Genomic DNA, 23,447 nt, shown 5'->3' with positions numbered 1-23,447 from the left:
AAAACGGTGACGCTTGAAGATGATATCTGATGTCTGCATCGCCAAAATTTACGCCCAAACCGTCAGGCAGGCAACTGCAGCCCAGTTAACGTCACAACACCTTCGCCCGGTGCGTAGTAAAGGGGTACGTAGGCTTCCGCTGTCACGGATCCGTGCTGCTTCGCCCAGGTGCGGGCGTAGCGCCGGACCGTGTCATAACCACCATCGTAGCCCAGATCGCGCAAATCCTCGAATATCCGGATCAGCGTCAACCGTTCACGCGACGGCTTGGCTTCATTGGCCAGCAGCATTCCATCGAGATGATCCCGCCAGGGACCCAGCTTTGGTTGAGGCTGACGGGACCGCTCGTATTTGAACTCCGCCTCTTCACTGCGCAGAACCTTCCGCACAACTTTCCGCGATATGCCCAACTCACGGCAGATCGCTTTGATCGATCTACCTTGCACACGCGCAAGCCGACGTATCTTTGAAATCGTCTCCACTACAAGCATCCAAATAGATAACCTCCGATTGAAAACCGAAGGTCATGTTACCCTCTAATAAGGGGTCCCGTTTGGATGCCGATAACCCCTAGCAAGGGGTCCTTATTCCACGCCGAATGACAGACTGCGAGGGAGTTACATTTCTGATGGATGGTGGATGGTCTTGATTTCGAGAAAATCATCCAGCCCAAAGGTGCCCCCTTCGCGGCCATTGCCGGATCGCTTGAAGCCGCCGAAGGGACTACCGTAGCGGTGTGGCCCGCCATTGATATGCACCATGCCGGCCCTGAGCCGCGCCGCCACGCGCTCGGCACGCTCGGCATTCCCCGTCTGGAGATAGGCGGCTAGGCCATAGACCGTGTCGTTGGCGATCGCGATCGCTTCCTCCTCGGTATCGAAGGGAATGATCGCCAGCACCGGCCCGAAAATCTCTTCGCGGGCGATGCGCATGTCATTGTTAACATCGGCAAAGATCGTCGGACGGACGAAATAGCCGGTCTCGAACCCTTTCGGCTTGCCGGGGCCGCCGACCAGTATGCGAGCACCTTCGGCAACGCCGGCCTCGATCAATGCCTGCACCCGACCAAACTGGATATCGGAAACGAGCGGCCCGATATGGCTGCCCTCCTCCTCGGGGTTACCGACTGCAGTTTCCTTGCCGGCCTTCTCGACAATCTCCACCACCTTGTCATAGACCGAACGCTGCACAAGCATGCGGGTCGGCGCATTGCAGGACTGGCCGGAATTGTTGAAGCACTCGTGCACGCTCGCCACGACACGATCTTCCAGATCGGCATCCTCGAAAACAAGGTTCGGCGATTTGCCGCCGAGTTCCAGCGTCACGCGCTTGACCGTATCGGCCGCGTCCTTGCTGACCGCGATGCCGGCGCGGGTCGAGCCGGTGAAGGACATCATGTCGATGTCCTTGTGCTTCGAAAGGGTGGAACCGCATTCGATGCCGTCACCATTGACGAGGTTGAAGACGCCCGCCGGGAAACCGGCCTCCTCGACCATCTCGGCATAGAGGAGCGCGTTGAGCGGTGTGAACTCCGACGGTTTCAGGATGCAGGTGCAACCCGTCGCCAGCGCCGGCACGACCTTGAGCGCAATTTGGTTGATCGGCCAGTTCCACGGCGTGATCAGCCCGCAGACGCCGATCGGCTCGCGACGCACGACGTCACCGTTCGGCAGCACTTCGCGGGCCTTCAGCCGCTTCAGTCCGTCGATGAAGGCCTGCAGATGTCCCAGTCCGACATCCGCCTGCTGCTCGGTGCTCATAGTGATCGGCGCGCCGAGTTCCAGCGTGATGGTGCGCGCCATCTCGTCGTAGCGGCGCTTGTAGATGGCGAGCAACTTTTCGAGCAGTGCGATGCGCTCGGCAAGCGAGGTCCGGCTATAGCTTGGGAAAGCGGCCTTGGCGGCGGCAACGGCGCGGTCGATATCGGCGGATGACCCCATGGAGATGACCGCAATCGGCTTTTCCGTCGCGGGATTAATCACTTCGAGGTCGCGGGACTTAACAGGTTCCACCCATTGTCCGTTGATATAGAATTTACGTTGATTGCGCATCTAAGTCTCCACTCGTGGCACGCGTTCCGCTGATGGCACTCAGGAAGGTCTTTAGGCGTGGCTCCTGGGGGCTAGTGAGTATCTGCTCCGGCGAACCGGATTCAAGGATCCGGCCATCTGCCATGATGACTACCCGATCCGATACTTCCCGGGCAAAATTCAACTCGTGGGTCGCAACGACCATGGTGATCCCAGTCATTGCTACCTCCTTCATGACTTTGAGGACCTCACCCACCAGTTCCGGGTCAAGTGCGGAAGTGGGCTCGTCAAACAAAAGAACTTGGGGGTTCATCGCCATCGCCCTGGCGATCGCCACCCGCTGCTGCTGTCCGCCGGAGAGCTCGGATGGATAGGAATTGAATTTATGGCCGAGACCCACGCGGGTGAGAAGGTCCTTGGCTGTTGCAGCTGCCTGGGCCGGAACCTGTCCTAACACTTCGACCGGCCCGAGAGCAACGTTCTGCTCGGCGGTCAGATGAGAGAAGAGGTTGAAGCGTTGGAAGACCATCCCCGTCGCGCGGCGCTGGAGAGCAATCTCGTGCTCGTCGAGCGGCAGGATGCGTTCTCCGACAACGCGGTAGCCTGCAAGCTCACCGTTTACCCAAAGCGCGCCGCTGCTGATAGCCTCCAGCTGGTTGATGCACCTTAGGAATGTTGTCTTGCCCGAACCTGAGGGACCAATGATGCAAACCACCTCCCCTTTGGCAATATCAAGATTGATGCCATTGAGAACTTCGAACGCTCCGAAGCTCTTCGCAAGGTTTGCCGCTGAAACGATGTTCAATGCCTCCCTCCCCTGCTGAAGCCACGCCCGAACCGCCTTTCCAGCTGGTACTGCCCAACCGACAAGATCGACGTAACTACGAGATACCAGAACGCCGCCACGAGCAGCATTTCGATCACCTTGAAATTGTAAAAATAGATCGACTGCATGACGAAGATCAGCTCACCAAAGCCAACGATACTCGCAAGCGACGTATTTTTCGTCAGTCCGATGAATTCGTTCCCGAGTGGAGGGATGATGACGCGCATTGCCTGAGGGAAGATGACCTTCCTTAGGGCCTTGCTTCGGGTCATGCCAATTGCTTTGGCCGCTTCATACTGTCCAGTGTCCACTGAGAGTAGCCCCGAACGAATGATCTCTGACATGTAAGCACCCGCATTGAGACCGAGACCAATAGCGGCTGCGGCGAAGGGCCCCATCAGATCGACGGTCTGGCATGAACCGAACCCTGGAAAGCCCAACACCGGAAACACTAGGGCTAGGTTGTACCACAGCAGCAATTGGAGGAGCTGCGGTGTTCCGCGAAAAAGCCAGACATACGACTTGCAGATCCAACGGTTGACGGGATTTTGAGAACCAAACCCGACGGCAAGCAACACCGCGACCGACAATCCGATCATCATGGCAACCACAGTCATCAGAATTGTGAGACCAAGGCCGAAGAACGTAATTCGTGCGAAAAGGTACTCCCTTACGACGCTCCAGTCGATCTTTGCATTCGCAAAGGCCTTGACAACGAATACCACAAAGGCAATGGCGAGTGCGCCCATCAACAATCGTAGCGGACGGAACCGTCTGATACGAACGACTTGGGCGATATCAAGAGTCGGAAAGGGGGCTGACCCAGCATCAACCGCTCCTAGGCTACGATGTTGCGTGGTCACGGTCGTCACTCCGGATCTTTATTGATTGTTGGTGTCGGATAGGCGGCTGTGGTCAGCTTCCACTTCTCAAGAAGGTTCGCATATGTGCCGTCCTCAAACTTGCGCTTGGCGGCCCAAAAGAAAGCGTCGCGAAGCACCGTGTCTTCCTTGCGGAAGGCGATGCCTTGGAAGGTGACATGAATTGGTTCACCGACCAGCTTCATAGCCCCCTTCTCCTGTTCGATGATCAGATCAATACCCTCTAAGGACTGCACCGCGGCTTGAGCCCGTCCTTGCTTAAGATTAATAATCTGCTGGCCGAGATTGTTGTCGAGAATGATCTTCAACGGCGGCCTGCCATTATCGTCACAGGTCTTCTGGGCCCATTTCTTTAGGTCGTCCGGCATAGACGTTCCCAGACTGACCGTCGCAGTATAGCCGCACAGGTCGGAAGGCACTGAGAGCGGCCCCTCTGTCATTGCGTATATTTGAGTCCCTGACTTCAGGTAGTCGATGAAGTCGGCGGTCGCCCGTCGCTCCGGGAGGTCGGAGATGCCGCTCATTACCAAGTTAACCCGTTTTGACACGAGCGCTGGTATCATTTGCTCGAACGCTCCATCAACCCATTCCGTTTCAAGCCCGAGTTCGGCTGCGATTGCATTGCCGAAATCGATATCGAAGCCAATGAGCTCGTTGCTCGTTGGATCGCGCATCTCCATTGGCGGAAACCCGGCGTTAACGGCAATGCGTACCTTCTTTGCGGTCGCTATGCGATCGGGCATAGCTGGCTGTTCGGCGGCCGGTGCCGCACTGGCATGGAAAAATGCCGCGCAAAGCAGCACCGGGACCAAATACTTCTTCATTATAGAACCCCTCTCTTCTGAGTTGCAATTTCTACAATCGGAACGGCAGCCGGATGCGGTTTCTGCCTGGAGAGGCCTTCAAGCTCGACAAGCGCCGCCTCAATGCCGCTGGGTCTGTAGGCAACGCCAATGGCGCGCATGCCAAGTTCAAGACACCCCAAGGCGCCTATAAGCTGCGGTGCACCGACATGACCCATGTGTCCGATCCGAACTGCCATGCCTTCCAAGGCACCGATACCCTCACCGAAAAGGACGCCAAACGTTTGTTTGCAGTAGTCGACAAGAGGCCGCGCCGTGCCGTCAGGCACGCGCATGACGGTTACGGCCGTAGCCTGTTCACTGGGCGTCAACACGTTCAGTTCAACGCCTCCCGTTAAGCTCCAACGATCCACCGCTGCGCGCGCCGCCTTGGCGAGCGCAGCGTGGCGGGCAATTACCGTTGTTAGTCCCTCTTCCCGGATCAACCGGATTGCCGCTTGAAACCCAAACAATAAACTGACGGGCGGCGTGCCGGAATGCCAAAAGTAATGGTCAGCGCGGTCGCGCAGCGACCAGTCCCAGTAGCTCGTTCGAAGACCGGCCATGAGATGTGCCTTGCGCGCTTTCGGGCTTACGGCATGGAAAGCGAGCCCGGGCGGAGACATAAGCGCCTTTTGAGAAGCCGCCACCGCAACGTCTACTTTCCAAGCATCAAATTGAAAATTCGTAGCCCCCAACGAGGCGATGCAGTCCACCATCAGCAGCCCGTCATGGCCGGCGCTGTCGAGTGCGCCGCGGATCGCCGGAATATCGTTGAGGACACCCGTCGCGGTGTCAACTTGCGTTGTAAGGATCGCGCGGATGCTACCGTTGGTGTCGGCCCGAAGCCGATCCTTCAGGGCTTCGCAGTCGACCGCTCGCCTCCAACTCCCCGGAAGAATCTCGATGCTGAGTCCAAGCTTCTGCGCGGTCTCAGCCCAATGAGGAGCAAAAAGACCGGATTCAAGTGCCAGGACGCGGTCTCCACGGCTGAGCGTGTTGCAAAGCGCCGCCTCCCAACCACCGTGACCGTTGGCTGTAAAAATATAGGGACGCTCACTGGTGCCGAACAGCTCTGAGAGACCTTGTAGGCAGTCCAGCGAAACATCGTGCAGCGGGCCATGATAGATATCGGTCGCAGGCCGTGACAGTGCCTGAACGACGGCACCAGGCAGTGTTGTCGGCCCTGGGATCATTAAAAGTTCCGTTCCGGATTTCAGCAACTTTTCGCTCCTCGCATCATCCCACTACATCATTGTAACGTTCGCAATTAAATGCAGGCTACTCTATTTTTGGAGTTGACTATCTTATTAGATTTGCCGCCGAACGGCTCCAAATGAAAAATTTTCGCGCATTGGCTTGAATCCGAAATGTACTAATGCGAAGGAAGTCGTTCCTTATGGAGAACGAAGCGAAATGCCTGATTCCAAAGAAGACACCCGCTCGTCGGGTGCCGAGCTGCTTCATGATGGCGAGCACTGGTTGCTACGCCCGCATATCGCCGAGCAACCCTCGCGCCGCGGGCCAGGATTGGTGCCCGCGCTGGAAAACACTATTGCCATACTCCAGTACTTGAACGGAACAGCGCCGCACGAAGCCTCCTTGGCGGAAATCGTCGCCGCGCTCGGTATTTCAAAAACCCACTGCCATTCCATTCTCAAGACACTGGTGCATTTCGAATGGCTAAAATACGATAAGCGTTCTAAAACCTACCGCTTGCATTCCGGCATTTTCACCAGCGCTTCCAGCTTACTCAATTCACCGGTCCTGGATGCGGTCCGCCGTAATCTCACCGCGCTTGTTCACCGTGTGGATATACCCTGCCTTCTGACCCAGCCAATGAATGACGGCACATACATCGTTATCGACAAATTCAACGGCCCAACCAGTATGGAACTGTCATTCCCTGTGGGGCATCGCTTTCCGCGTGACGCATGTGCGCAAATGCGGGCGTACCTAGCGTGGCAGTCACCAGAGCGTATCGATGCCTGGTTCAAAAACTGGCAGCCAACCCGTTACACCTCGCGCAGCCCCCTAACAGAAGAAGATGTGCGCGAGGGCATCGAAGCAACCCGACGCCGAGGTTATGCCGTCAGCAAAGGTGAATTCACCGAAGGCATCATGGCGATCGCCCTGCCCATCTTCGATCGGGACGGCGAGGTCTCCTATGTCTTCAATTGCTCCTTCATGATTGATCGTTTCCTGCCGCTGGAGCAATCGGTCGCGCATGAAATGCTCGTGGCGCTACGCGACATTCATCGCGATACGCTGGCGCGGCCACCAGCAGCCCCAGCTTTTGGCGGACGGTGAAACACAGGTTCCTGAAGCTAACCGCTCGCCGCGCCCCTGCTGGCGGGCTGGCGCATGATATAGCGGCCTCGCCCAGGCGCGCCCCTGAACATTCCGTTCTCAATGATGACGTCCCCACGTGACAGGACCGTGTGGACCCCGCCCCTGATCAGCTTGCCCTCGTACATCGTGTAGTCAACCGCCGAATGAAGCGACTCCACGCTGAGCCGGTGCTCAATGGCTGGATCCCACACCACGATATCCGCATCGGTGCCGATCGCGATCGTGCCCTTAGCGGGGTAGAGGCCGAACAGTTTTGCCGGCGTAGTCGAGACGATATCGACGAAACGGCTCGGGGTCAGCAAGCCTCGCACCACACCCTGCCAGACAAGCGCCATGCGCTCTTCGATACCCGGAGCCCCATTGGGAATCAGGCGGAAATCGTCCTTGCCGATGTCCTTGCCGCCCTTGAACATGAAAGGCCCGTGATCGGACGAAACGACCTGCAGGTCCCCACATTTCAATGCCTCCCAGAGAATATCCGGCTGGCCGACGGCGCGCGGAGGCGGCGTGTAGATGTACTTGCCGCCCTCGAAACCCGGCTGATCGAAAACCTCCTCGGTAATATGAAGATAGTGGCTACAGGTTTCCGCCCGCACATTGACGTTGCGTGCCCGCCCGCGCCGCACTTCTTCCAGGGCTTCCGCACAGCTGACATGAACAATATAAAGCGGCGCGCCGGCGATCTCCGCCAGCGCAATTGCGCGATTGGTCGCCTCGGCCTCGACGCGTGGGGGGCGGCTGAGCGCATGATAACGGGGCGAAAACTTGCCCTCGGCGGCAAAGCGATCACGCAGGAATTCTACCGCATCGCCATTTTCCGCGTGAACCATGACGACGACCCCGCGCCGCGCCGCTTCGTCGAACACCCGGATCATGGTACCGTCATCTACCATCGTGTCACCCTTGTAGGCCATGAACAGCTTGAAACTGGTCACGCCCTCGGCTGGCAGAGCGCCAAGTTCGGACAAGGTATTCTCCGACGGATCGGCAACGATGCTATGGAGTGCGAAATCGATGACCGCTTTCGGGTCGGCGAGCCGGCGATGTTCGGCCAGCGAAGCCAGAAGACCCTGTCCGCGGACCTGTGGGCAGAAATTAACGATACTCGTCGTGCCCCCGTGCGCCGCGGCCACGGTTCCCGTGAAGAAGTCATCGGCGGTATCAGCTAGCAGTCCTGGCGTCTGAAGGTGCGTATGGACATCCACGCCCCCTGGCATGACCAGCATGCCACGCGCATCGATGACACGCACATCCGGCGGCGCTTTGATTCGGTCAGCAATCGCCGTGATTTTCCCGTCTCTGGTCGCGACATCGGCAAGAAACATATCGCTCGCCGTCACCACCGTTCCATTTTGAATAACTGCGTCCATGCGCAAATTCCTTCCTCTTATGGCAGGCGTGCCTTCCAACGGCACGCCCTGCGATTATCGCGCGGTGTATCCGCCGTCGGCCACGAACGTTGCACCGGTGACAAAGGATGCTTGGGGTCCGAGGAGGAAGGCGACGACTGACGCGATCTCGGATGGCCGGGCAAGGCGGGCCATCGGAATGTTGCGCGCGGCCTCTTCAACCGTCAGGCCGAGCCGCTTCTGTTCTCTCTCCATCATCGGCGTGTCGACGCCGCCGGGCGCTACCGCATTGAAGCGCACACCGCGGGTCGCGTATTCCAGCGCCATAACCCGCACCAGATTGATCACGCCAGCTTTGGCGGCGCCGTAGGCTGCAAGGCCGAGTTGGCCGACGGTGCCGAGTTCGGAAGCCACGGCTACGAATGAGCCAGCGCCGCTTGCTTCCAAATGCGGTGCCGTCAGCCTCCCCAACAAATAGACGGCGCGCAGGTTGACCCGCTGCACGGCGTCCCAATCCTCAGATCGTGTTTCCGTCAGTGACGCCGTCAGGCTGACGCCGGCCACCGCAGCGACGGCGTCAAGCCGCCCTTCCGCCTCAATCACCTGCTGCACAGTCGCGGCCAGCGCCTCCTCGTCCGCGACGTCCACCGTAAGGCATCGCAGGTTGGCAGAGGGTCCAAGGTTGGACAGCATCGCGCCGTCCCTGTCGAGCGCATAGGTAATGTAGCCCTTTCCAAGCAGATCGCTCGCCGTGGCGGCTCCAATGCCGGAGGCTGCGCCAGTTACAAGGGCAACGGGTTTTTCGGTGGTCACGGTATTTCTCCAGTCTTTTGCGAAAAGGTTATTGTCCGGCATGCGCATCGTTCTGGCCCGCGAGCATCAGAACGGTGTCTCGGCGGGATGCGCCGGTGCGGGCGAGATAGATGCCCGCGCAAGTGAAGGCGAGTATCGTGAGACAGAACATCACAGCCGAGACGGCAGCGATATCGCCCTTCAAGCCCTGTCGAACAGAAGCAAGAATATAGACGGGCAAGGTCGTACTGTTGGCCGTGCCAACGAACAAAGAGACGATCACGTCGTCGAAGGACAGCGTGAAGGCGAGAAGACCACCGACCAGAAAAGCCGGCATGAGCAGCGGAAGCGTCACGGTAAAGAAAGTGATCATGGGTGTGGCGCCCAGATCGGCCGATGCCTCCTCAATCTTGCCATCCATTCCAGAAAGCCGCGCGCGGACGATGAACGCGACTATGGCACTGCCGAAGAGCGCATGAGATATGGCTATACGCATGATTCCGATCTGCAAGTCGATTTTGACGAACCAGATCAGATAGGCGACCGCCTTCACAATCTCGGGAAAGGAAATAATTGTGAGCAACAGCAGGCTCAGGGGGTAGGCAATGGCCGCCGGCCGGCGCCCAAGAATCAGGCCGCTAATTCCTCCGACGACTATGCTGAGAAGCGTTGAAAGAATTGCGACGGTTAGGCTGGTACGCAATGTGGCGAGGATATTGCCGTCCTCGAGAATGCGCCAGTACCAGCGCCACCCCGTTGCCTTCCACGCGATCAAATAATTGCCAGTGTTGAATGAGTATATCAGGACCGTCACGATGGGCAGCAACAGGAAGAAGACGACTGTCAGCGACCACGCGCCAAGCAGGATAGACTTTGCGGGGAGTATGCCGAACTTGCTCATCGGGTAGCCTTTCTCCAAAGCGTTGGAACCCGCTGGAGCCCCGACCCTACGGTGGTCATCGCCACCACCGCGACAACTAGGACGAAGACCAGCGAGAGCGACATGGCGGAGGCCAGCGGCCAGTTTTCCCCCTGCAGGAACTGTGAATAGATCAGTGTTCCCACCATCATGCCTTTCGCGCCGCCCATAAGTTCCGGCGTCACGTAGTCACCGGTCATCATGATGAAGACTACGGTCATGCCAGCCATGATACCGGGATAAGTGAGCGGCAGGGTGATGCTAAGAAAGGTTTGCCAGGGTCGAGCGTAGAGATCACGGCTCGCATCCCGGTGATCGCGCGAGAGACGCTCTATCGACACATAGATCGGCAGGATCATTACCGGGAGGAAATTGTAGACCAGCCCGAGCAGGACTGCCGCTTGGGTGAAGAGCAGGCCCTGGCCAGGGCGAAGCAGGTTCAGGCTCTGGAGAACCGCGGAAATATCGCCATTCGCGCCAAGAAGAATGCGCCAGCCCAGCATGCGAAGCAGGTAACTCGTCCAGAATGGCAGGATGACCAGTACCAGGAACCAGGGCTTTAGCCGTTCTGAGCAGCGAGTACTAATGAAATAGGCCACCGGATATCCAATCAAAAGGCATAAGAGCGACCCCGTCAGCGCATAGCGCAGACTGTCGACAAAGACAGAGCGGAATGTCTGAGAGAAGACGCCAGTGTAATTGTCGAACGTCATACCCCCGGCTGCGGAAAGGCCTCCATTGCTGCCGACCACATAGGGCGTGACGCTCTGAATAGCGATCAGGACCACGGGCGCGATGAAAAAGACGGCGTAAAGCAAGAATGGCAGAAGCACCACGGCGAAGCCGAAGCTTGCTGCCTTCCGGCCTCCGGGGGCGGACAATGCATTCGCCTGATCAGATATCGAGGTCAACTCGCGGGTCTCCCTTAAACTACTTGGAAAACGACGGATGGCGATTCCGCCATCTGACGGGACATTCTGCGTTCAGGCGAGATCGCCTGAACGCTGGTGCTGTTCGTGTATTGGGTCGACCCACAAGGGCCCCGTGCTGACCTCACTCTAATTACGCGCCGCCGCGGCCTTCAGCTCGTTGAAGATCTGGATGCGCAGCGTGGGATTGGAGCCTTCCACCTTTTGGTAGACCAAACGCTCGGTGACCCCTTCAGGAAATACGATCATGTCCTTGCGCACGAGGTCGTCAGGCAGCTTCTCAATCACGCCCTTCACGCCAGTGTCGTATCCGATATGAGCCACTTCGGCCGCGGCAACATCGGGATCCAGCATGTAGTTGATGAAAGCATGCGCGGCTGCAGTGTTCTTGGAACCGGAGGGCACCGCGTAGTGGTCACTCCACAGCACGCATTGCGGTTCCGGATAAACCCACGTGTAGCTGTCCGGATCCTGCTCGAAAATATGGCGCGAGCTACCGAGATAGCCTTGGCTAAGCACATAGTCGCCGTTAAGCAGGCCCTGGACGGGATTCGCGTCGAAAGCCTTCAAATGCGGGATGAGATCCTTCATCAATACATCCTTGGCTTCGGTCAGGCGCTTCTCGTCACCTGTGTTGTAGTCCTTGCCTTCGCGCCAGAAGACGAGGCCGAGAACACTCGGCTGGTCGTTGAGGACGGAGAGACGGCGGCTCGCAACCTCGGAGGCACCAATCCGGAAAAAGTCGTCCCAACTCTTGATCGGCTCTTTGATAACGGTGTTGTTATAGAGAATGCCGATCGTGCCGAAATTCTTCATGACCGTGTACCGGTTACCGGGATCGAACGGTAGCTTGTGGAATTCGTCGCGCAAATTTCCAAGATTAGGAAGTTTCGAATGATCTAGCTTCTGGATCAGCTTACGATTGATCATCTGTTCCACATAGGCATCGCCAACGACAACGATGTCGTAGCCGGCGGAGCCGCCGGCGATTTCCAGCTTTGCGATCGCCGCTTCGACGGAATCAAAAGTGGCGACTTGGATGCGCGGACCGGCGCCCTTGGAAAAGGCATCGAGCACGTCCGGGTTGACGTAGTCCGCCCAGGAATAGATGAATAGCGTGTCGCCCAGATCGGCATCACCCTTGAGGATGTGCGCCTTTTCGGCCAGATCCCCCTCGTCGGCTGCGATAGCAACTCCGTTGATGGACAAGGCGGCCACCCCTCCGGCAAAGGCCGCCAGGCGCAAGAAATTGCGCCGGGTCCAGTCCGCAGAGGCAAGCACGCGGATGTCGTTGTGATTATCAGTCATGGAGAGTCCCTCTAAGGTTTCAGTGACGGTTAACCGGTTGCCCCGGCTTTGCTTTTGCCCGCATCTGCATCTTCGAAGACAAAGCGGGAGGGATCGCGGATGCACATGCGCGCGTCCACGACGATATCGGGGAATGGTCTTGGCGCTTCAGTCGGCGAGCAGCGCGCCGTCACCGGACCTCCACGAGAGCCAGAGCGAACGGCCCGGTTCCGGCGCCAGTGCACTCGCAGCGCCTTGGCTGGTTTCGACTAGGATTGGTTCCGGCAGACATGTCTTGATCCGGAGGACGTGTTTCGAACCCAGAAACGTGTTTTCACTCACAACCCCGGCGAGGCGGGAGAGGCTTTCACCCTGCAATTCTGGCCGGTCCGCATGCAAAGCGATTTGCTCCGGCCTAACGACAATCGTGGCCGTCGTGCGGGGCGTTTCAGCGGGTAGAAAGACGCGATCGCCTTCCTGACCAAGTTCGAGAAGGCAACGCGTGGTGGTGCAAACCGGTCCGCTGATGAAATTCGACTGACCTACGAAATCGGCGACGAAGCGAGTGGCGGGCTTGTTGTAAAGTTCCAGCGGCGTACCGGCCTGCTCCAGACGGCCCGCGCGCATTACCGCAACCCGGTCCGATAATGCAAAAGCCTCCTGTTGGTCATGGGTGACGAAAACGAACGTGATACCGACCTCGCGCTGAATACGGCGGAGTTCCTCCTGCATAGTACCGCGAAGCTTCGCGTCGAGCGCCGCGAGTGGTTCGTCCAGTAGCAGTACCTTCGGCCGATTGACCAGAGCGCGAGCGAGCGCGACGCGCTGCTGCTGGCCCCCGGACAACTGGTTCGGACGCCGCGAGACGTAGTCGTCGAGTTGGGCGAGCCCGACGACATCAGCAATCCGCTTGCGCCGTTCTTGGCGCGGGATCTTCTTGCGGCGCAGTCCGTACTCAATGTTTTCATAGACGTCCATATGCGGGAACAGCGAATATGACTGGAAGACCATGTTGACGTCGCGCCGGTATGGCGGCACGCCGATGATGCTCTCGCCATCAAGCAGCACATCGCCCTCGCTCGGGTGCTCGAATCCGCCGATCATGCGCAGGGCCGTCGTCTTGCCGCACCCGCTGGGGCCGAGCAGAGAGAAGAACTCGCCCTTACCGATCGTCAGGTTGAGATCACGAATGACCGTTAGCGCATGGGCGCCTTGACCGAAATGCTTGTTCACGCCGCGAAAGCGAACCGCGTTTTGCTCACCTGCGTATGACTTTTTTGATCCGCTCGTTATTACTGTGGCCATGGTCAGATTCCCCTGAAATGTCCGCCGCTGACATTCATGACCGCGCCGCTCGTCCAGTCTGATCCAGGCCCCAGGAGGAACGCGACCGCATTGGCGATTGGCTCGGGTCCGCCGAAGCCGAGCGGATGCGCATCGAGATAAGCCTTGCGGCTGGCCTCGGAATAGGCGGCGCCCGTGTTACCGGTCGGCCCCGGCGTGATGGCGTTGACTAGGATGCCGTCGGATTCGAGCTGGGCCGAAAGCGAGAGGGTCAGTCCGATCAAGCCCGCCTTGGCTGTGGAATAGGCGGGCGACAGGTGCGGCGAGCCCAGGCGGGCGGCAATCGAACTGATGAACACGATCCGGCCGCGCTGCTGTGCCCGCATGGCAGGAATGACGGCGCGAGAGCAATACCAGGCCCCGTTGAGATCCACCTCAATCACGTGCCTCCACTCGGCCGTGCCTATCTCCCAGGCGCGGCCGTGGGGCGCATCCAGGGCCGCGTTATTGACGAGACCGTCGATGCGGCCGAACCGTTCGAGAACCTTTCCGGCGACAGCCTCGGCGTCTTCTGGCCGGGTGATGTCCAGGGTTAAGGCCGTGGCCGATCCTCCGGACGCAGTGATGCCAGCCGCCACTGCCTTCGCTTCGTCCGCCAAGATGTCCGTCACGACGACATGGCCGCCCTGGCGCGCAACTGTTTCGGCGATTGTCTTGCCAATACCGCGCGCGGCGCCGGTAACAATGATCACATGTTCCTTAAGCGAGCTCATGGCTTGCGATCCGGACTGCAATGCGTGCTGTCCGGCAGAGCCCGGACTTGGGAGTTGGTGATCATGAGAAGATATCCTTTCAATAAGACGGTTGGTCACGCCCAACGATGCGAGGGCGGAGCGAGCTGGTCGATGGTGCGGCCCGCCCAATCGTTGCGCGGCACGCCTGTGACGGCGCGGCACTGGGCCTCGTGAAGGGCTGCTGCCGCTTCCGCCTCGTCGACGGTCAGCACGACGCCATCCTTCACGACCTGTCCGCCGTCGACGAAGACATGGCGGACGGCGCGATCCGAGGCAGAGAAGACGAGAGAGCGCAAGGGATCCCTGCAGGGCTGCATCACGGGTGCATGGCAATCCACCATCACCAGGTCCGCCTTGGCGCCTGGTGCGATGCGGCCGATATCGGGACGGCGCAGCGCTTTCGCCCCGCCAACCGTGGCGGCGGCGAAAACATCGGCAAGCGTCGCATCCCTTGGATTGCCAGCCATGAGCCGGCCAGCGTAGATCGCAAGCCGCATTTCATCCAGCATGTTGTTCGGATAGACATCGGTACCGATACTGAGATTGACGCCCCGCTGCCGGTACAATCCGATATGGTCGAGCATGATCCCGCGCCGCGCAAAAACCGTCGGACAATGGGCAATCGTCGCGCCAGCGCTCGCGATACTGTCGAGATCGTCGGTCTTCGGCCAATGCACCCAAGGATGATGATCGAGAAAAATGCCGTGCCCGATGATTGTACGCTCGGACAGGATGCCGATCTTTTTCATGAAGCCGATTGGCGTCAGTCCATGTCGGCGCGTCATCTCGTGAAACTCGGTAAGCGATTGCCCCGCATGGGTCTGAAACGGAATGTCGAGGCGGACGGCCTCCGCATAAGCATCCCGCAGCAGTTCTTCGTCACAGGTATCGATCTGGGAAGGTGCCATCATACCAAAGAGCCGACCTGAGGGGTGCCGCGCCGCCTGCGCAATTTCGGCAAGGGCACGCTCGAAGCCTGCGCGTCCCCTCGCAACGTCCCAGGTGTAATTCAACCTGTGTCCGTTGTCCGTCACCCAGCGCGCCTGGCGAAACATCGGAGCGATACAAGCGCGGATTCCGGTCGCGGCGATCACGTCCAGCCACCCCTCCGTCGGCACCGCGAGATCGCAGACCGTCGTGACGCCGCTCCTCAGCAATTCGGCGAGGGCGACGCGATATGCTGCCTGCGTACCGGCCAGATCGCGGTCGAGAACCATCAGATATTCGTAAAGGGAGGTATTATAGAAGCCGGGACTGCCGACCTCGTCCCAAAGCCCCTTATTCAGCGGCTCCTCTCCGGGATGCGAATGGGTGTTGACCAGCCCGGGCATGACCATAAAGCCTTGCCCGTCCAGCACCTCTGCCCCGTCGGCATCGAGATCGTGGCCGACCGCCACGATAGATCGACCGAAGGCGATGTCCACGTCGCGCCGATAGACGTGCCCGCCCTGTTCGTCATCCCAGGAGACCACGCAGTGGGCACGGCGAATGATTTTTGTAACTTTGTCTATGGCAGTCATCATGCGTTCCGTACATAGAACAGTATTCTGGATAAAGACCATGGTTGCGATGTGGCAGCCGTTTGTCAAGACAAATTTCTGGCGTAATTCGAGAGCGCAACGTCTAGATTACTTGGTTGACAAAATAACGAAAGTGGCTATCGTTTCCTCTTACAGAACATCATTCTTTATACGGAATGCAAATGACCGAAACGAAGCCATTGATTACCGTTATTCGCAATTGCGAATGGCTGGTTGCCTGGGATCCCAAAAACGCATCGCATGTCTATGAGAACCATAGCGATTTCGCCTTTACCGAAAATCGCATTGTGCATGTGGGCAAGTCATACGACGGCCCATTCGATACTGAGATAGACGGCAGACGGCGCATGGTCATGCCTGGTTTCGTCAATCTCCACAGCCATCCCGGCCATGAACCCGGCTGGAAGGGGATGCTCGAGGAACTCGGCAGCCCGAAACTGGGGCAAAGCTCGCTCTACGAGTTCATGCCCGTCTTCAACGTTGCTCCCGAATATGCGCCTCACGCCTGCCGCGTAGCGGTTTCTGAACTGCTGAAGAGCGGTGTCACGACGATCTGCGATCTTGGCGGCGCAAGGGAAGGATGGGCCGCAGACTATGCCGCAATGGGTATCCGGGCGGTTCTATGGGCGATGTTCCGCTCAGGTCCCTGGTATACCAAGGACGGGCATTCGGTCGGCTACGATCTGGATATTGCCCGCGGCGACCGTCTGCTTCGCGAGGCGATTGCGGCGGCGGACGAAGCGTCCGCCCATGCCAGCGGTCGCATCCAGGGTTTCATCGCGCCAGCCCAGGTCGATACCTGCACCGAGGGGCAGATTCTCGATGCTTTGGCAGCGGCGCGCGAGCGGGGGCAGCCGATCCAGATCCACGCTGCCCAATCCGTCATCGAATTCCAAGAGATCCTCAAGCGCTACGGCGAAACGCCGATCGGCTGGCTGGGCAAGATCGGGGCGCTTGGCGAGGATACCGTCATCGGGCACGGAATTTTTCTCAACGATCACCCTTTCCTGCACTATCCCCATGCGGACGACTTCTTGGTCCTGCGTGACAGCGGTGCCCAAGTCGCCCATTGCCCGGTGGTCTTTGCCCGGCGTGGCATCGCCATGAACACCTTGCACCGCTACCGTCAGGCTGGCATTCGATGTGGCATCGGCACGGATACCTTCCCGCACAACATGCTCGATGAATTGCGGATGGCCTGCTACGCGGGACGCATCGTAGCAGGCAGCTTTACCGCTGCTAGCACGGCGGAGGCCTTCACGGCTGCGACAGCCGGGGGCGCCGACATAATACGCCGGCCCGATCTCGGTCGGCTGGCCCCCGGATGCAAGGCAGATTTTTCGATCGTCGACATGACCAATCCCTACATGCAGCCCGATTACGATCCGTTGCGGAGCCTCGTCTATTCGGCAAACGACCGTGCGATCCGCGATGTCTACGTGGACGGGGTGAGGCTAGTCGCCGACGGAAAGCTGATTGCATTCGACATTGAAGAAGACATCGAAATGCTGCGCAGGGCGCAACGCGAGGTCATCTCCAACGCGCCGGCGCGCGATTGGGCCGGCCGCTCCATCGAAGCGATGTCGCCCCGCGTCTTCCCCATCCGCCCGTGAAAGCTGGAACTCTCGCACATCAACAGGAGAATTTGGATGTCCATCACCCGTCACCACAGTAGCAATCGTATGAGTCAGGTCGTTGAATTCCCGCTGAGCGGCACCATGGTCGTGCTTGCGGGGCAGGTATCTTCTGATCGCGACCTAGACGTTGCCGGACAGACCGCCAATATCCTCGCCCGCGTCGATGCCTTACTGGCCGAGGTCGGCACCGGTAAGGCCGCTATCACCCATGCATATATCTGGCTAAAGCACGGCGCGGATTTCGATGCTATGAACAGCGTCTGGGACCTGTGGGTTGCGCCAGATGCCGCGCCCGCGCGGGCCTGCGTGGAGGCGCCGCTCGCCGATCCCCGCCTGCTCGTCGAGATCCAGATCTTTGCACTGAAGCCCTAACTGTTCCCGGAAGTCCCTCCTCCCAAGAGCCGCCGAGCGCGCCCTCCTGCTAAACTGGAGGTGACGGGCGTTCTTACCCCATGCCAAGCCACAAGCCCTGATTTACGTCAATGGAGACAATAATGTCGGCCACTCCCCGCATCACTATAGACCCTGACTTCGTCGAGAAACTGATTCTCGACATGGCCCAGCACGGATCCGACGGCGGAACCGGGGTCTCTCGCACGGTCTATTCCCCGGAATGGGTGGAGGCGACGAAGCTTTACGCCCGCTGGTGCGAGGAGGCCGGCCTGATCGCGCAGATGGACAGTGTCGGCAATGTGTGGGGGCGTCTGGAAGGCAGCGAGCCGGGCAAGTCGATCGTTTCGGGTTCACACATCGATTCGCAGACCCCTGGCGGGCGCTACGACGGCATTCTCGGTGCACTCGCGGCGCTGATTGCGCTCAAGGCATTAAAGAAACAGTTCGGCCAGCCGAAGCACACGCTGGAATGCATCGCGTTCTGCGAAGAGGAATCGAGCCGGTTTCCCTCCGCTAATTTCTGGGGTTCGCGCGCTATCACGGGCGGCACCCGGCCCGACGATCCGCAGACTACCATCGGCTTCGGCGGCGAGACGATCGCCAGCGCCATGCGAGAGGTGGGCCTTGATCCGGCGCTCATTCCGGAGGCCAGGCGCGCCGATATCGACAGTTTCATCGAACTGCATATCGAGCAGGGTCCGATCCTTGAACACGCGAACCTACCGGTTGCGGTGGTGACCGGCATTACCGGTATCCGACATTACGAAATCGAACTGCGTGGCACCCAGAACCATGCCGGCGCTTTCCCGATGGACCTGCGCCGCGATCCCATGGCGGGTTTCGCCGAGATTGCCGCAGGCGTGGTCGATACTGCCCATCGATGGGGCCGTCCCGCAGTATCGACGGTCGGGCGTGTGCAAGTGAAACCCAACGCTACGGCCATCATCCCTGATAGCGTAACCTTTACGCTGGACGCGCGCCACCCCGATCCGGATCTGTGTCAGAAACTCTACGACACCCATGAAGCCTTCATGCGGGAGGTGGCGAAGCGTCGTAACCTGGAGATCAGCTGGAAGATTATGATTGACCACCCGGCCTGCCCTTCTGATCCGATGCTTGTTTCGACGCTTAGGGCCGCGGCGGATATGCAGGGAGTGCCGACGATGCTGATGGCAAGCGGTGCCGGTCATGATTCGCAGCAAATGGCGAAGATTGCAAAGGTGGCGATGATCTTCGTACGCAGCAAGGACGGGCGCAGCCACACCCCAGACGAGTATTCATCCATCGAAGACATCGTCGCCGGCATCGAAGTGCTCGCAGCCGGCCTTCATCGCTTGGCCTATTGAGGAGGTCGGGATGTCCACATCACCTCTCACCCCCCGGCGCAACCTGCTCGGATTTGCCGGCCGACCGCCTGACCCGCAGTGGCCGAACGGCGCAAGGCTGGCCATCCAGTTCGTTATCAATTACGAGGAAGGAGGCGAAAACTGCGTCCTCGACGGCGACGGCGGCTCAGAGGCCTTCCTCACGGAAGAGCCGACCTTGCCGCTTGCCGGGAGGCGTAATATCAATGTCGAATCCCAGTATGAATACGGGAGCCGCGCCGGGTTCTGGCGGCTGCATCGGCTTATGACGGAGCGTGGTCTTCCTGTCACCGTATTCGGCATTGCCAACGCTCTGCGAAAGAATTTGGCCGCAGTCTCCGCCATGAAGGATGCTGGATGGGAAATCGCTTCGCATGGTCTGAAGTGGATTAACTATGCCGACATGCCGGAAGCCGAGGAACGCCGGCAGATCCTGGAGGCGATCCGCATCCACACGGAAGCCACTGGCGAGCGGCCCCAAGGCTGGTATACTGGCAGGATGAGCATGAATACCCGTCGTATCCTGTCCGAACTCGGCGGTTTCGCTTACGATTCGGATTCCTTTTCCGATGACCTTCCGTACTGGGTCAGCGACAATGGCGAGCCTCAACTTGTGGTGCCCTACACACTCGATAACAATGACGGGCGCTACGTCAACGGCTTCGGGCTCCAGGCACAGGATTTCGCCACATACCTGACACGGGCTTGTGACCTTCTGCGCAAGGAGGGGCGGACTCAGCCGAAGATGATGAATGTGGGCCTTCACTGCCGGATTACTGGAAAGCCCGGACGTGCCGCCGATCTTGAGCGCTTTCTCGACTACGTCACGACACTCGAAGACGTCTGGGTGGCACGTCGCATCGACATCGCCTCACACTGGCGAACCGTGCATCCCCCTTCCGAAGGGCGCAGGTCATGAAAAACGGCACGCCGCATCGTCTCGAACCTCGAAAGGAAATCGAAGGATGACGGCATCATGCAGTCCTTCGCCGGCGACGGCCTGAACACAGCCTAGTACGCTCGCCTCCTCTCTCCACACGGTTGGACAGTCTACTATGTCTCGGTCATCGGAACCGACTGGCTTCGCTGGAGATTCAGCGGTCCCTAGGTCAAAACGCCGTAAATCCGGCAAGTGACGGACAACACACTTCATTTCGGCGATCCTGGCCCTAAAGCGACCACTTGGTGCAGGGACATTGTGATGAACGAGCCCGGGCTATCCGACGGATTGAGACGTTGCACCGCCGTGGTCGTCGGCTCCACCAGTGCGGGGACATTTTAAACGGCGCCTTCCTAGCACGCTTTACCGCACGACAAAGTTTGGCGGAGGCAGCGCAAAAAGGGCGCTCGTGTCGCCTCCATCGTCATCGGACATCGCGGCACGCTTGTCGAGCTAGCAGCATTGTTGACGCTTCCGAGCTCTAATCCCCCGACATGAGGACAGCCTCATCGAGGATAGGATGATGAGAACCCACCCAAGCACGAGCATAGTACCTTGAAAAAGGGGCAAATCATCGCTCGTGGTGGTCAATCTGTCCGCAGGATGCTCAGACGTACGCTTCACCAACATCCGCACAGGAGGGGCGCGCTTGACTTTAAGGGCAGTGCTTCCCCTCCCGCTTATCACCCCCGGCTTTCCCAAGTAGCGGGATTTTGTACAAACCGCGGGCAATTTACTCTGAGCCTCTCAGAGACGAAAGGCCCCCTCATCGAGTTCGACGACGATACGCGCTCTTGTTACGGCCGCGTTCCTAACGATCTTCGAGAGTTCGGTGACGTTGCTTGCCGTCTCATGCTCCCAATCGAACGCCGTAGCGATTGACTTGAAATCGGGTGTAAAAATCCTGACGCCGAGCGGATCGATATCCGCGCGCACCATGGCCTTTTCGATCTCAAGATAACCGTTGTTGTTCCAGAGGACCAAGATCATCGGCGCACCCTGCTCTGTCACACTTCCCAGTTCTGCTAGTGTGAACTGCAATCCGCCATCGCCCATGAGTGCTACGACCGGCAGTTCGGGAGCGGCGATTCTTGCCCCTAAAGCTGCCGGGAGTCCGTAGCCCAATGTCCCATAGCCTGTTGCAGAATTGAAAAAAGTTCTTGGAGCCGCAGCCTCGAAGCCCATGCAACCCGCATAAACTGGCTGGTTAGAATCCCCGACGATCACGACGCCTGGAAGTGTGTCGCGAAGTGTTTCGAGCATTTTGATTTGTACCCGCTGGGCAGCGGTTAGCTCGCTCGCTAGGGCGTCCCGGGCACTTGAAGCCGCCGTCTGGCCCCAGCCATCAGCCTCGCGCGGTTGCACTGCCGCGTTTAGAGCCTCTATTGTAGCCTTGCTGTCGCCGACGAGCCGGATCGCGGGTCGCAAAGACCGCATCAGCTGTTCCGGATCGATATCAATCCTTACGAGCTTCTCACCAAGATAACGGCGGGACTTCAGCGTTTTATCGAAGTCAGTCGGACCAAGTTCGGTTCCTATAGCAAGAATGACATCAGCCCTCTCCATCAGGTCCAGTGCCGCTAGACTCGCTGCGCTGACCGATAGACCCAACGGGTGTCCGGCCGCCAGAATTCCACGGCCGTTAATTGTCATCAAGACAGGTGCCTTCAGACGAGAGGCGAGGTCGTCGATTTCCTGCGCTGCTCCCGTTGCACCGCCGCCTGCGATTAAGAGCGGACGTTGCGAATTGTTCAAGTACTGCGCGGCCTCGATGATTGCTTTCGCATGCGCTGTGGGAGGCGCGGTCGAAACGCGATCATGAGATGGCCTCACAAAATCTACCTCCCTTGCAAGCATTTCGACGGGTATTTCGATGTGAATGGGCCTAGGGCGTGACGAATCGAAGGCAGCAAACGCGCGTGCAAGGACCGTTTCGAATTCGTTCGGGTCATGAATGGTATGACTAAAAGCCGTCACCTGACGCATGAGTTGGCGTTGGTCAGGCAGCTCGTGTAGGTGGCCCTCCCCCGATCCCAATGCGCCTGCGGAATTCACAGTCGAAATGACCAGCATGGGGATAGAATCGCTGTAAGCTTGGCCCATCGCAGTGGCGATGTTGGTGAGGCCGGGGCCTGTGATAATAAAGCAAACTCCGGGTTTTCCGGAAACGCGGGCGTATCCATCTGCCATGAAGCCTGCGCCCTGTTCATGTCGAGGGGTTACGTGACGAATTCCGCTGCCCGTGAGCCCACGGTAGAGCTCGAGTGTATGTACCCCCGGAATGCCAAAAACATACTCGACACCGTAATGGGCTAGGCATTCTACGACGAATTGACCGAACTTCTTCATGTTGCTTCACCATTGGTTTCAAGAATTTGACAGCAACCTGCAGCCAGAACCTCGCAGCCCAGTACGATGTCGTCTTCCTGTGTGTCTTCGTCGACATGATGGCTAACGCCGCCGATACTGGGAACGAACAGCATGCCCGCTGGCATGATGCGCGCCAGAATCTGAGCATCATGTCCGGCGCCGCTCGGCATACGCTGCCATTGCCTCGGCGCCATACGGGAGGCGACGCTCTCGAGCGTATCCTGGAAATTGGAGTTCATCTCGTGCGGCTCGCTCTCCGCCAGAAGTTCGAGCTCGACCTCGCAAGGTCCCGTCTTTCTTGTAATCGCGACCAGATCCTCCAGTGCCACGCGCATCCGAGCAAGAACGGCCGGGTCGGCATCACGCACCTGCAGCAGCATTTCTGCATGATTTGGGATGATGCTCACTTGGCCGGGATCAAGCCTGATGTTGCCAACCGTCCAGACGGTACGCTCCGCCGCCAGTTGCCGAAACCGTTCGTCGATTGCGTGGGCAAAGGAAACCAGTGTCACGCCGGCGTCCCGGCGAACTGCCATGCGAGTAGTACCCGCATGATTGCTTTCCCCCGAAAACCGCACGCGGTACTGGTGAATGCCTACAATGCAAGTGACGACGCCGAGCTTCAACCCCCGCGCTTCTAGATCGTCGCCTTGCTCGATATGGGCTTCAAGATAGCCGAGATACCGGGACGGATCGATGGCTCGCCGATCAAGATGCGCGAGGCCAGCGTCGGCGAGCGCCTCGCGGAGCGTCTCCCCGGTCGTAAGGTTGCGGGCGATATCGATCTCATCTTCATCCAGAGCGCCGATCGCCGAGCGGCTGCCGAGAAAGCTCGCAAAATGTGCCTCCTCGTCAGCGAAAACGGCAGCGTCCACTCCCGCGCCGCCGGGCGTGCCCGCTTCTACGAATGCCCGGGC

General features: G+C 58.9%; 20 protein-coding genes and 1 pseudogene. 5 read left to right on the top strand and 16 right to left on the bottom strand.

Features of this window, described 5'->3' with window-relative positions; translation table 11 throughout:
- Positions 1 to 101 precede the first annotated feature (101 nt).
- From HWD97_RS21820 to HWD97_RS21795, 6 genes and pseudogenes are all read right to left on the bottom strand, one after another.
- Positions 102 to 491, bottom strand: a pseudogene (locus HWD97_RS21820) (IS21 family transposase); the annotation flags it as partial.
- A 126-nt stretch (positions 492 to 617) separates the two neighbouring features.
- Positions 618 to 2,051, bottom strand: a complete 1,434-nt coding sequence (locus tag HWD97_RS21815; protein WP_109365695.1) for an aldehyde dehydrogenase family protein — start codon at positions 2,049 to 2,051, stop codon at positions 618 to 620.
- Positions 2,035 to 2,835, bottom strand: coding sequence for an amino acid ABC transporter ATP-binding protein (locus tag HWD97_RS21810; protein ID WP_109365694.1), 801 nt, complete (start codon positions 2,833 to 2,835; stop codon positions 2,035 to 2,037). Before HWD97_RS21810 ends, HWD97_RS21815 begins: the two co-directional genes overlap by 17 nt.
- A complete protein-coding gene (locus HWD97_RS21805) occupies positions 2,832 to 3,605 on the bottom strand; it encodes an amino acid ABC transporter permease (RefSeq protein ID WP_371835571.1) in 774 nt (257 codons plus the stop codon). The genes HWD97_RS21810 and HWD97_RS21805 overlap by 4 nt, the downstream gene beginning before the upstream one ends.
- Positions 3,606 to 3,724: 119 nt before the next feature.
- The gene (locus tag HWD97_RS21800; RefSeq protein WP_319080923.1) at positions 3,725 to 4,561 is read right to left on the bottom strand and encodes an ABC transporter substrate-binding protein; all 837 of its coding nucleotides are present in this window, start codon (positions 4,559 to 4,561) and stop codon (positions 3,725 to 3,727) included.
- Complete coding sequence (locus tag HWD97_RS21795) at positions 4,561 to 5,802, bottom strand: alanine--glyoxylate aminotransferase family protein (protein WP_244597017.1); 1,242 nt, start codon at positions 5,800 to 5,802, stop codon at positions 4,561 to 4,563. The genes HWD97_RS21800 and HWD97_RS21795 overlap by 1 nt, the downstream gene beginning before the upstream one ends.
- Positions 5,803 to 5,995: 193 nt before the next feature.
- Here HWD97_RS21795 and HWD97_RS21790 point away from each other — a divergent pair, with 193 nt between their 5' ends.
- Entirely contained in the window at positions 5,996 to 6,889 is an 894-nt protein-coding gene (locus tag HWD97_RS21790; RefSeq protein ID WP_109365690.1) for an IclR family transcriptional regulator, read from the top strand.
- 17 nt (positions 6,890 to 6,906) lie between these two features.
- Here the strand turns inward: HWD97_RS21790 and hydA are convergent, their stop codons facing one another.
- The 8 genes from hydA to HWD97_RS21750 form a co-directional block, all read right to left on the bottom strand.
- Entirely contained in the window at positions 6,907 to 8,301 is a 1,395-nt protein-coding gene (gene hydA, locus HWD97_RS21785; protein ID WP_112808358.1) for a dihydropyrimidinase, read from the bottom strand.
- Positions 8,302 to 8,355: 54 nt separating this feature from the next.
- On the bottom strand, positions 8,356 to 9,093 hold the full coding sequence (locus HWD97_RS21780) for an SDR family NAD(P)-dependent oxidoreductase (RefSeq protein WP_162699606.1): 738 nt from the start codon (positions 9,091 to 9,093) through the stop codon (positions 8,356 to 8,358).
- Between the two features lie 28 nt (positions 9,094 to 9,121).
- Entirely contained in the window at positions 9,122 to 9,973 is an 852-nt protein-coding gene (locus tag HWD97_RS21775; protein WP_109365687.1) for an ABC transporter permease, read from the bottom strand.
- Complete coding sequence (locus HWD97_RS21770; protein WP_109365686.1) at positions 9,970 to 10,902, bottom strand: ABC transporter permease; 933 nt, start codon at positions 10,900 to 10,902, stop codon at positions 9,970 to 9,972. The genes HWD97_RS21775 and HWD97_RS21770 overlap by 4 nt, the downstream gene beginning before the upstream one ends.
- Before the next feature lie 147 nt (positions 10,903 to 11,049).
- Positions 11,050 to 12,228, bottom strand: a complete 1,179-nt coding sequence (locus HWD97_RS21765; protein ID WP_109365685.1) for a PotD/PotF family extracellular solute-binding protein — start codon at positions 12,226 to 12,228, stop codon at positions 11,050 to 11,052.
- A gap of 147 nt (positions 12,229 to 12,375) precedes the next feature.
- The gene (locus HWD97_RS21760; RefSeq protein ID WP_109365684.1) at positions 12,376 to 13,512 is read right to left on the bottom strand and encodes an ABC transporter ATP-binding protein; all 1,137 of its coding nucleotides are present in this window, start codon (positions 13,510 to 13,512) and stop codon (positions 12,376 to 12,378) included.
- A 2-nt stretch (positions 13,513 to 13,514) separates the two neighbouring features.
- Positions 13,515 to 14,264 (bottom strand): SDR family NAD(P)-dependent oxidoreductase, encoded by a 750-nt coding sequence (locus HWD97_RS21755; protein ID WP_109365683.1) that lies wholly within the window; start codon positions 14,262 to 14,264, stop codon positions 13,515 to 13,517.
- Positions 14,265 to 14,359: 95 nt separating this feature from the next.
- A complete protein-coding gene (locus HWD97_RS21750; RefSeq protein WP_109365682.1) occupies positions 14,360 to 15,808 on the bottom strand; it encodes an amidohydrolase family protein in 1,449 nt (482 codons plus the stop codon).
- A gap of 179 nt (positions 15,809 to 15,987) precedes the next feature.
- On the opposite strand from HWD97_RS21750, the gene HWD97_RS21745 reads away from it, so the two are divergent.
- The 4 genes from HWD97_RS21745 (at position 15,988) to puuE (ending at position 20,139) form a co-directional block, all read left to right on the top strand.
- Positions 15,988 to 17,439 (top strand): amidohydrolase family protein, encoded by a 1,452-nt coding sequence (locus HWD97_RS21745; RefSeq protein ID WP_319080919.1) that lies wholly within the window; start codon positions 15,988 to 15,990, stop codon positions 17,437 to 17,439.
- 36 nt (positions 17,440 to 17,475) lie between these two features.
- Positions 17,476 to 17,835, top strand: coding sequence for a RidA family protein (locus HWD97_RS21740; RefSeq protein WP_109365680.1), 360 nt, complete (start codon positions 17,476 to 17,478; stop codon positions 17,833 to 17,835).
- A 122-nt stretch (positions 17,836 to 17,957) separates the two neighbouring features.
- On the top strand, positions 17,958 to 19,202 hold the full coding sequence (locus tag HWD97_RS21735) for a hydantoinase/carbamoylase family amidase (protein ID WP_109365679.1): 1,245 nt from the start codon (positions 17,958 to 17,960) through the stop codon (positions 19,200 to 19,202).
- Between the two features lie 10 nt (positions 19,203 to 19,212).
- Positions 19,213 to 20,139 (top strand): allantoinase PuuE, encoded by a 927-nt coding sequence (gene puuE / locus HWD97_RS21730; protein WP_109365678.1) that lies wholly within the window; start codon positions 19,213 to 19,215, stop codon positions 20,137 to 20,139.
- A gap of 768 nt (positions 20,140 to 20,907) precedes the next feature.
- On the opposite strand, the gene HWD97_RS21725 is transcribed toward puuE, so the two are convergent.
- The gene (locus HWD97_RS21725) at positions 20,908 to 22,509 is read right to left on the bottom strand and encodes a 5-guanidino-2-oxopentanoate decarboxylase (RefSeq protein WP_371835570.1); all 1,602 of its coding nucleotides are present in this window, start codon (positions 22,507 to 22,509) and stop codon (positions 20,908 to 20,910) included.
- Positions 22,506 to 23,447: hydantoinase/carbamoylase family amidase (locus HWD97_RS21720; protein WP_371835569.1), on the bottom strand; the 942-nt coding region annotated here is incomplete at its 5' end. The genes HWD97_RS21720 and HWD97_RS21725, both read right to left, overlap by 4 nt.

It is taken from the genome of Ochrobactrum sp. C6C9 (assembly GCF_022627935.1).
GTDB classification, from domain to species: domain Bacteria; phylum Pseudomonadota; class Alphaproteobacteria; order Rhizobiales; family Rhizobiaceae; genus Brucella; species Brucella teleogrylli.
The sequence above is the reverse complement of the archived record's forward strand: the minus strand, read 5'-3'. Positions and strand labels throughout refer to the sequence as shown.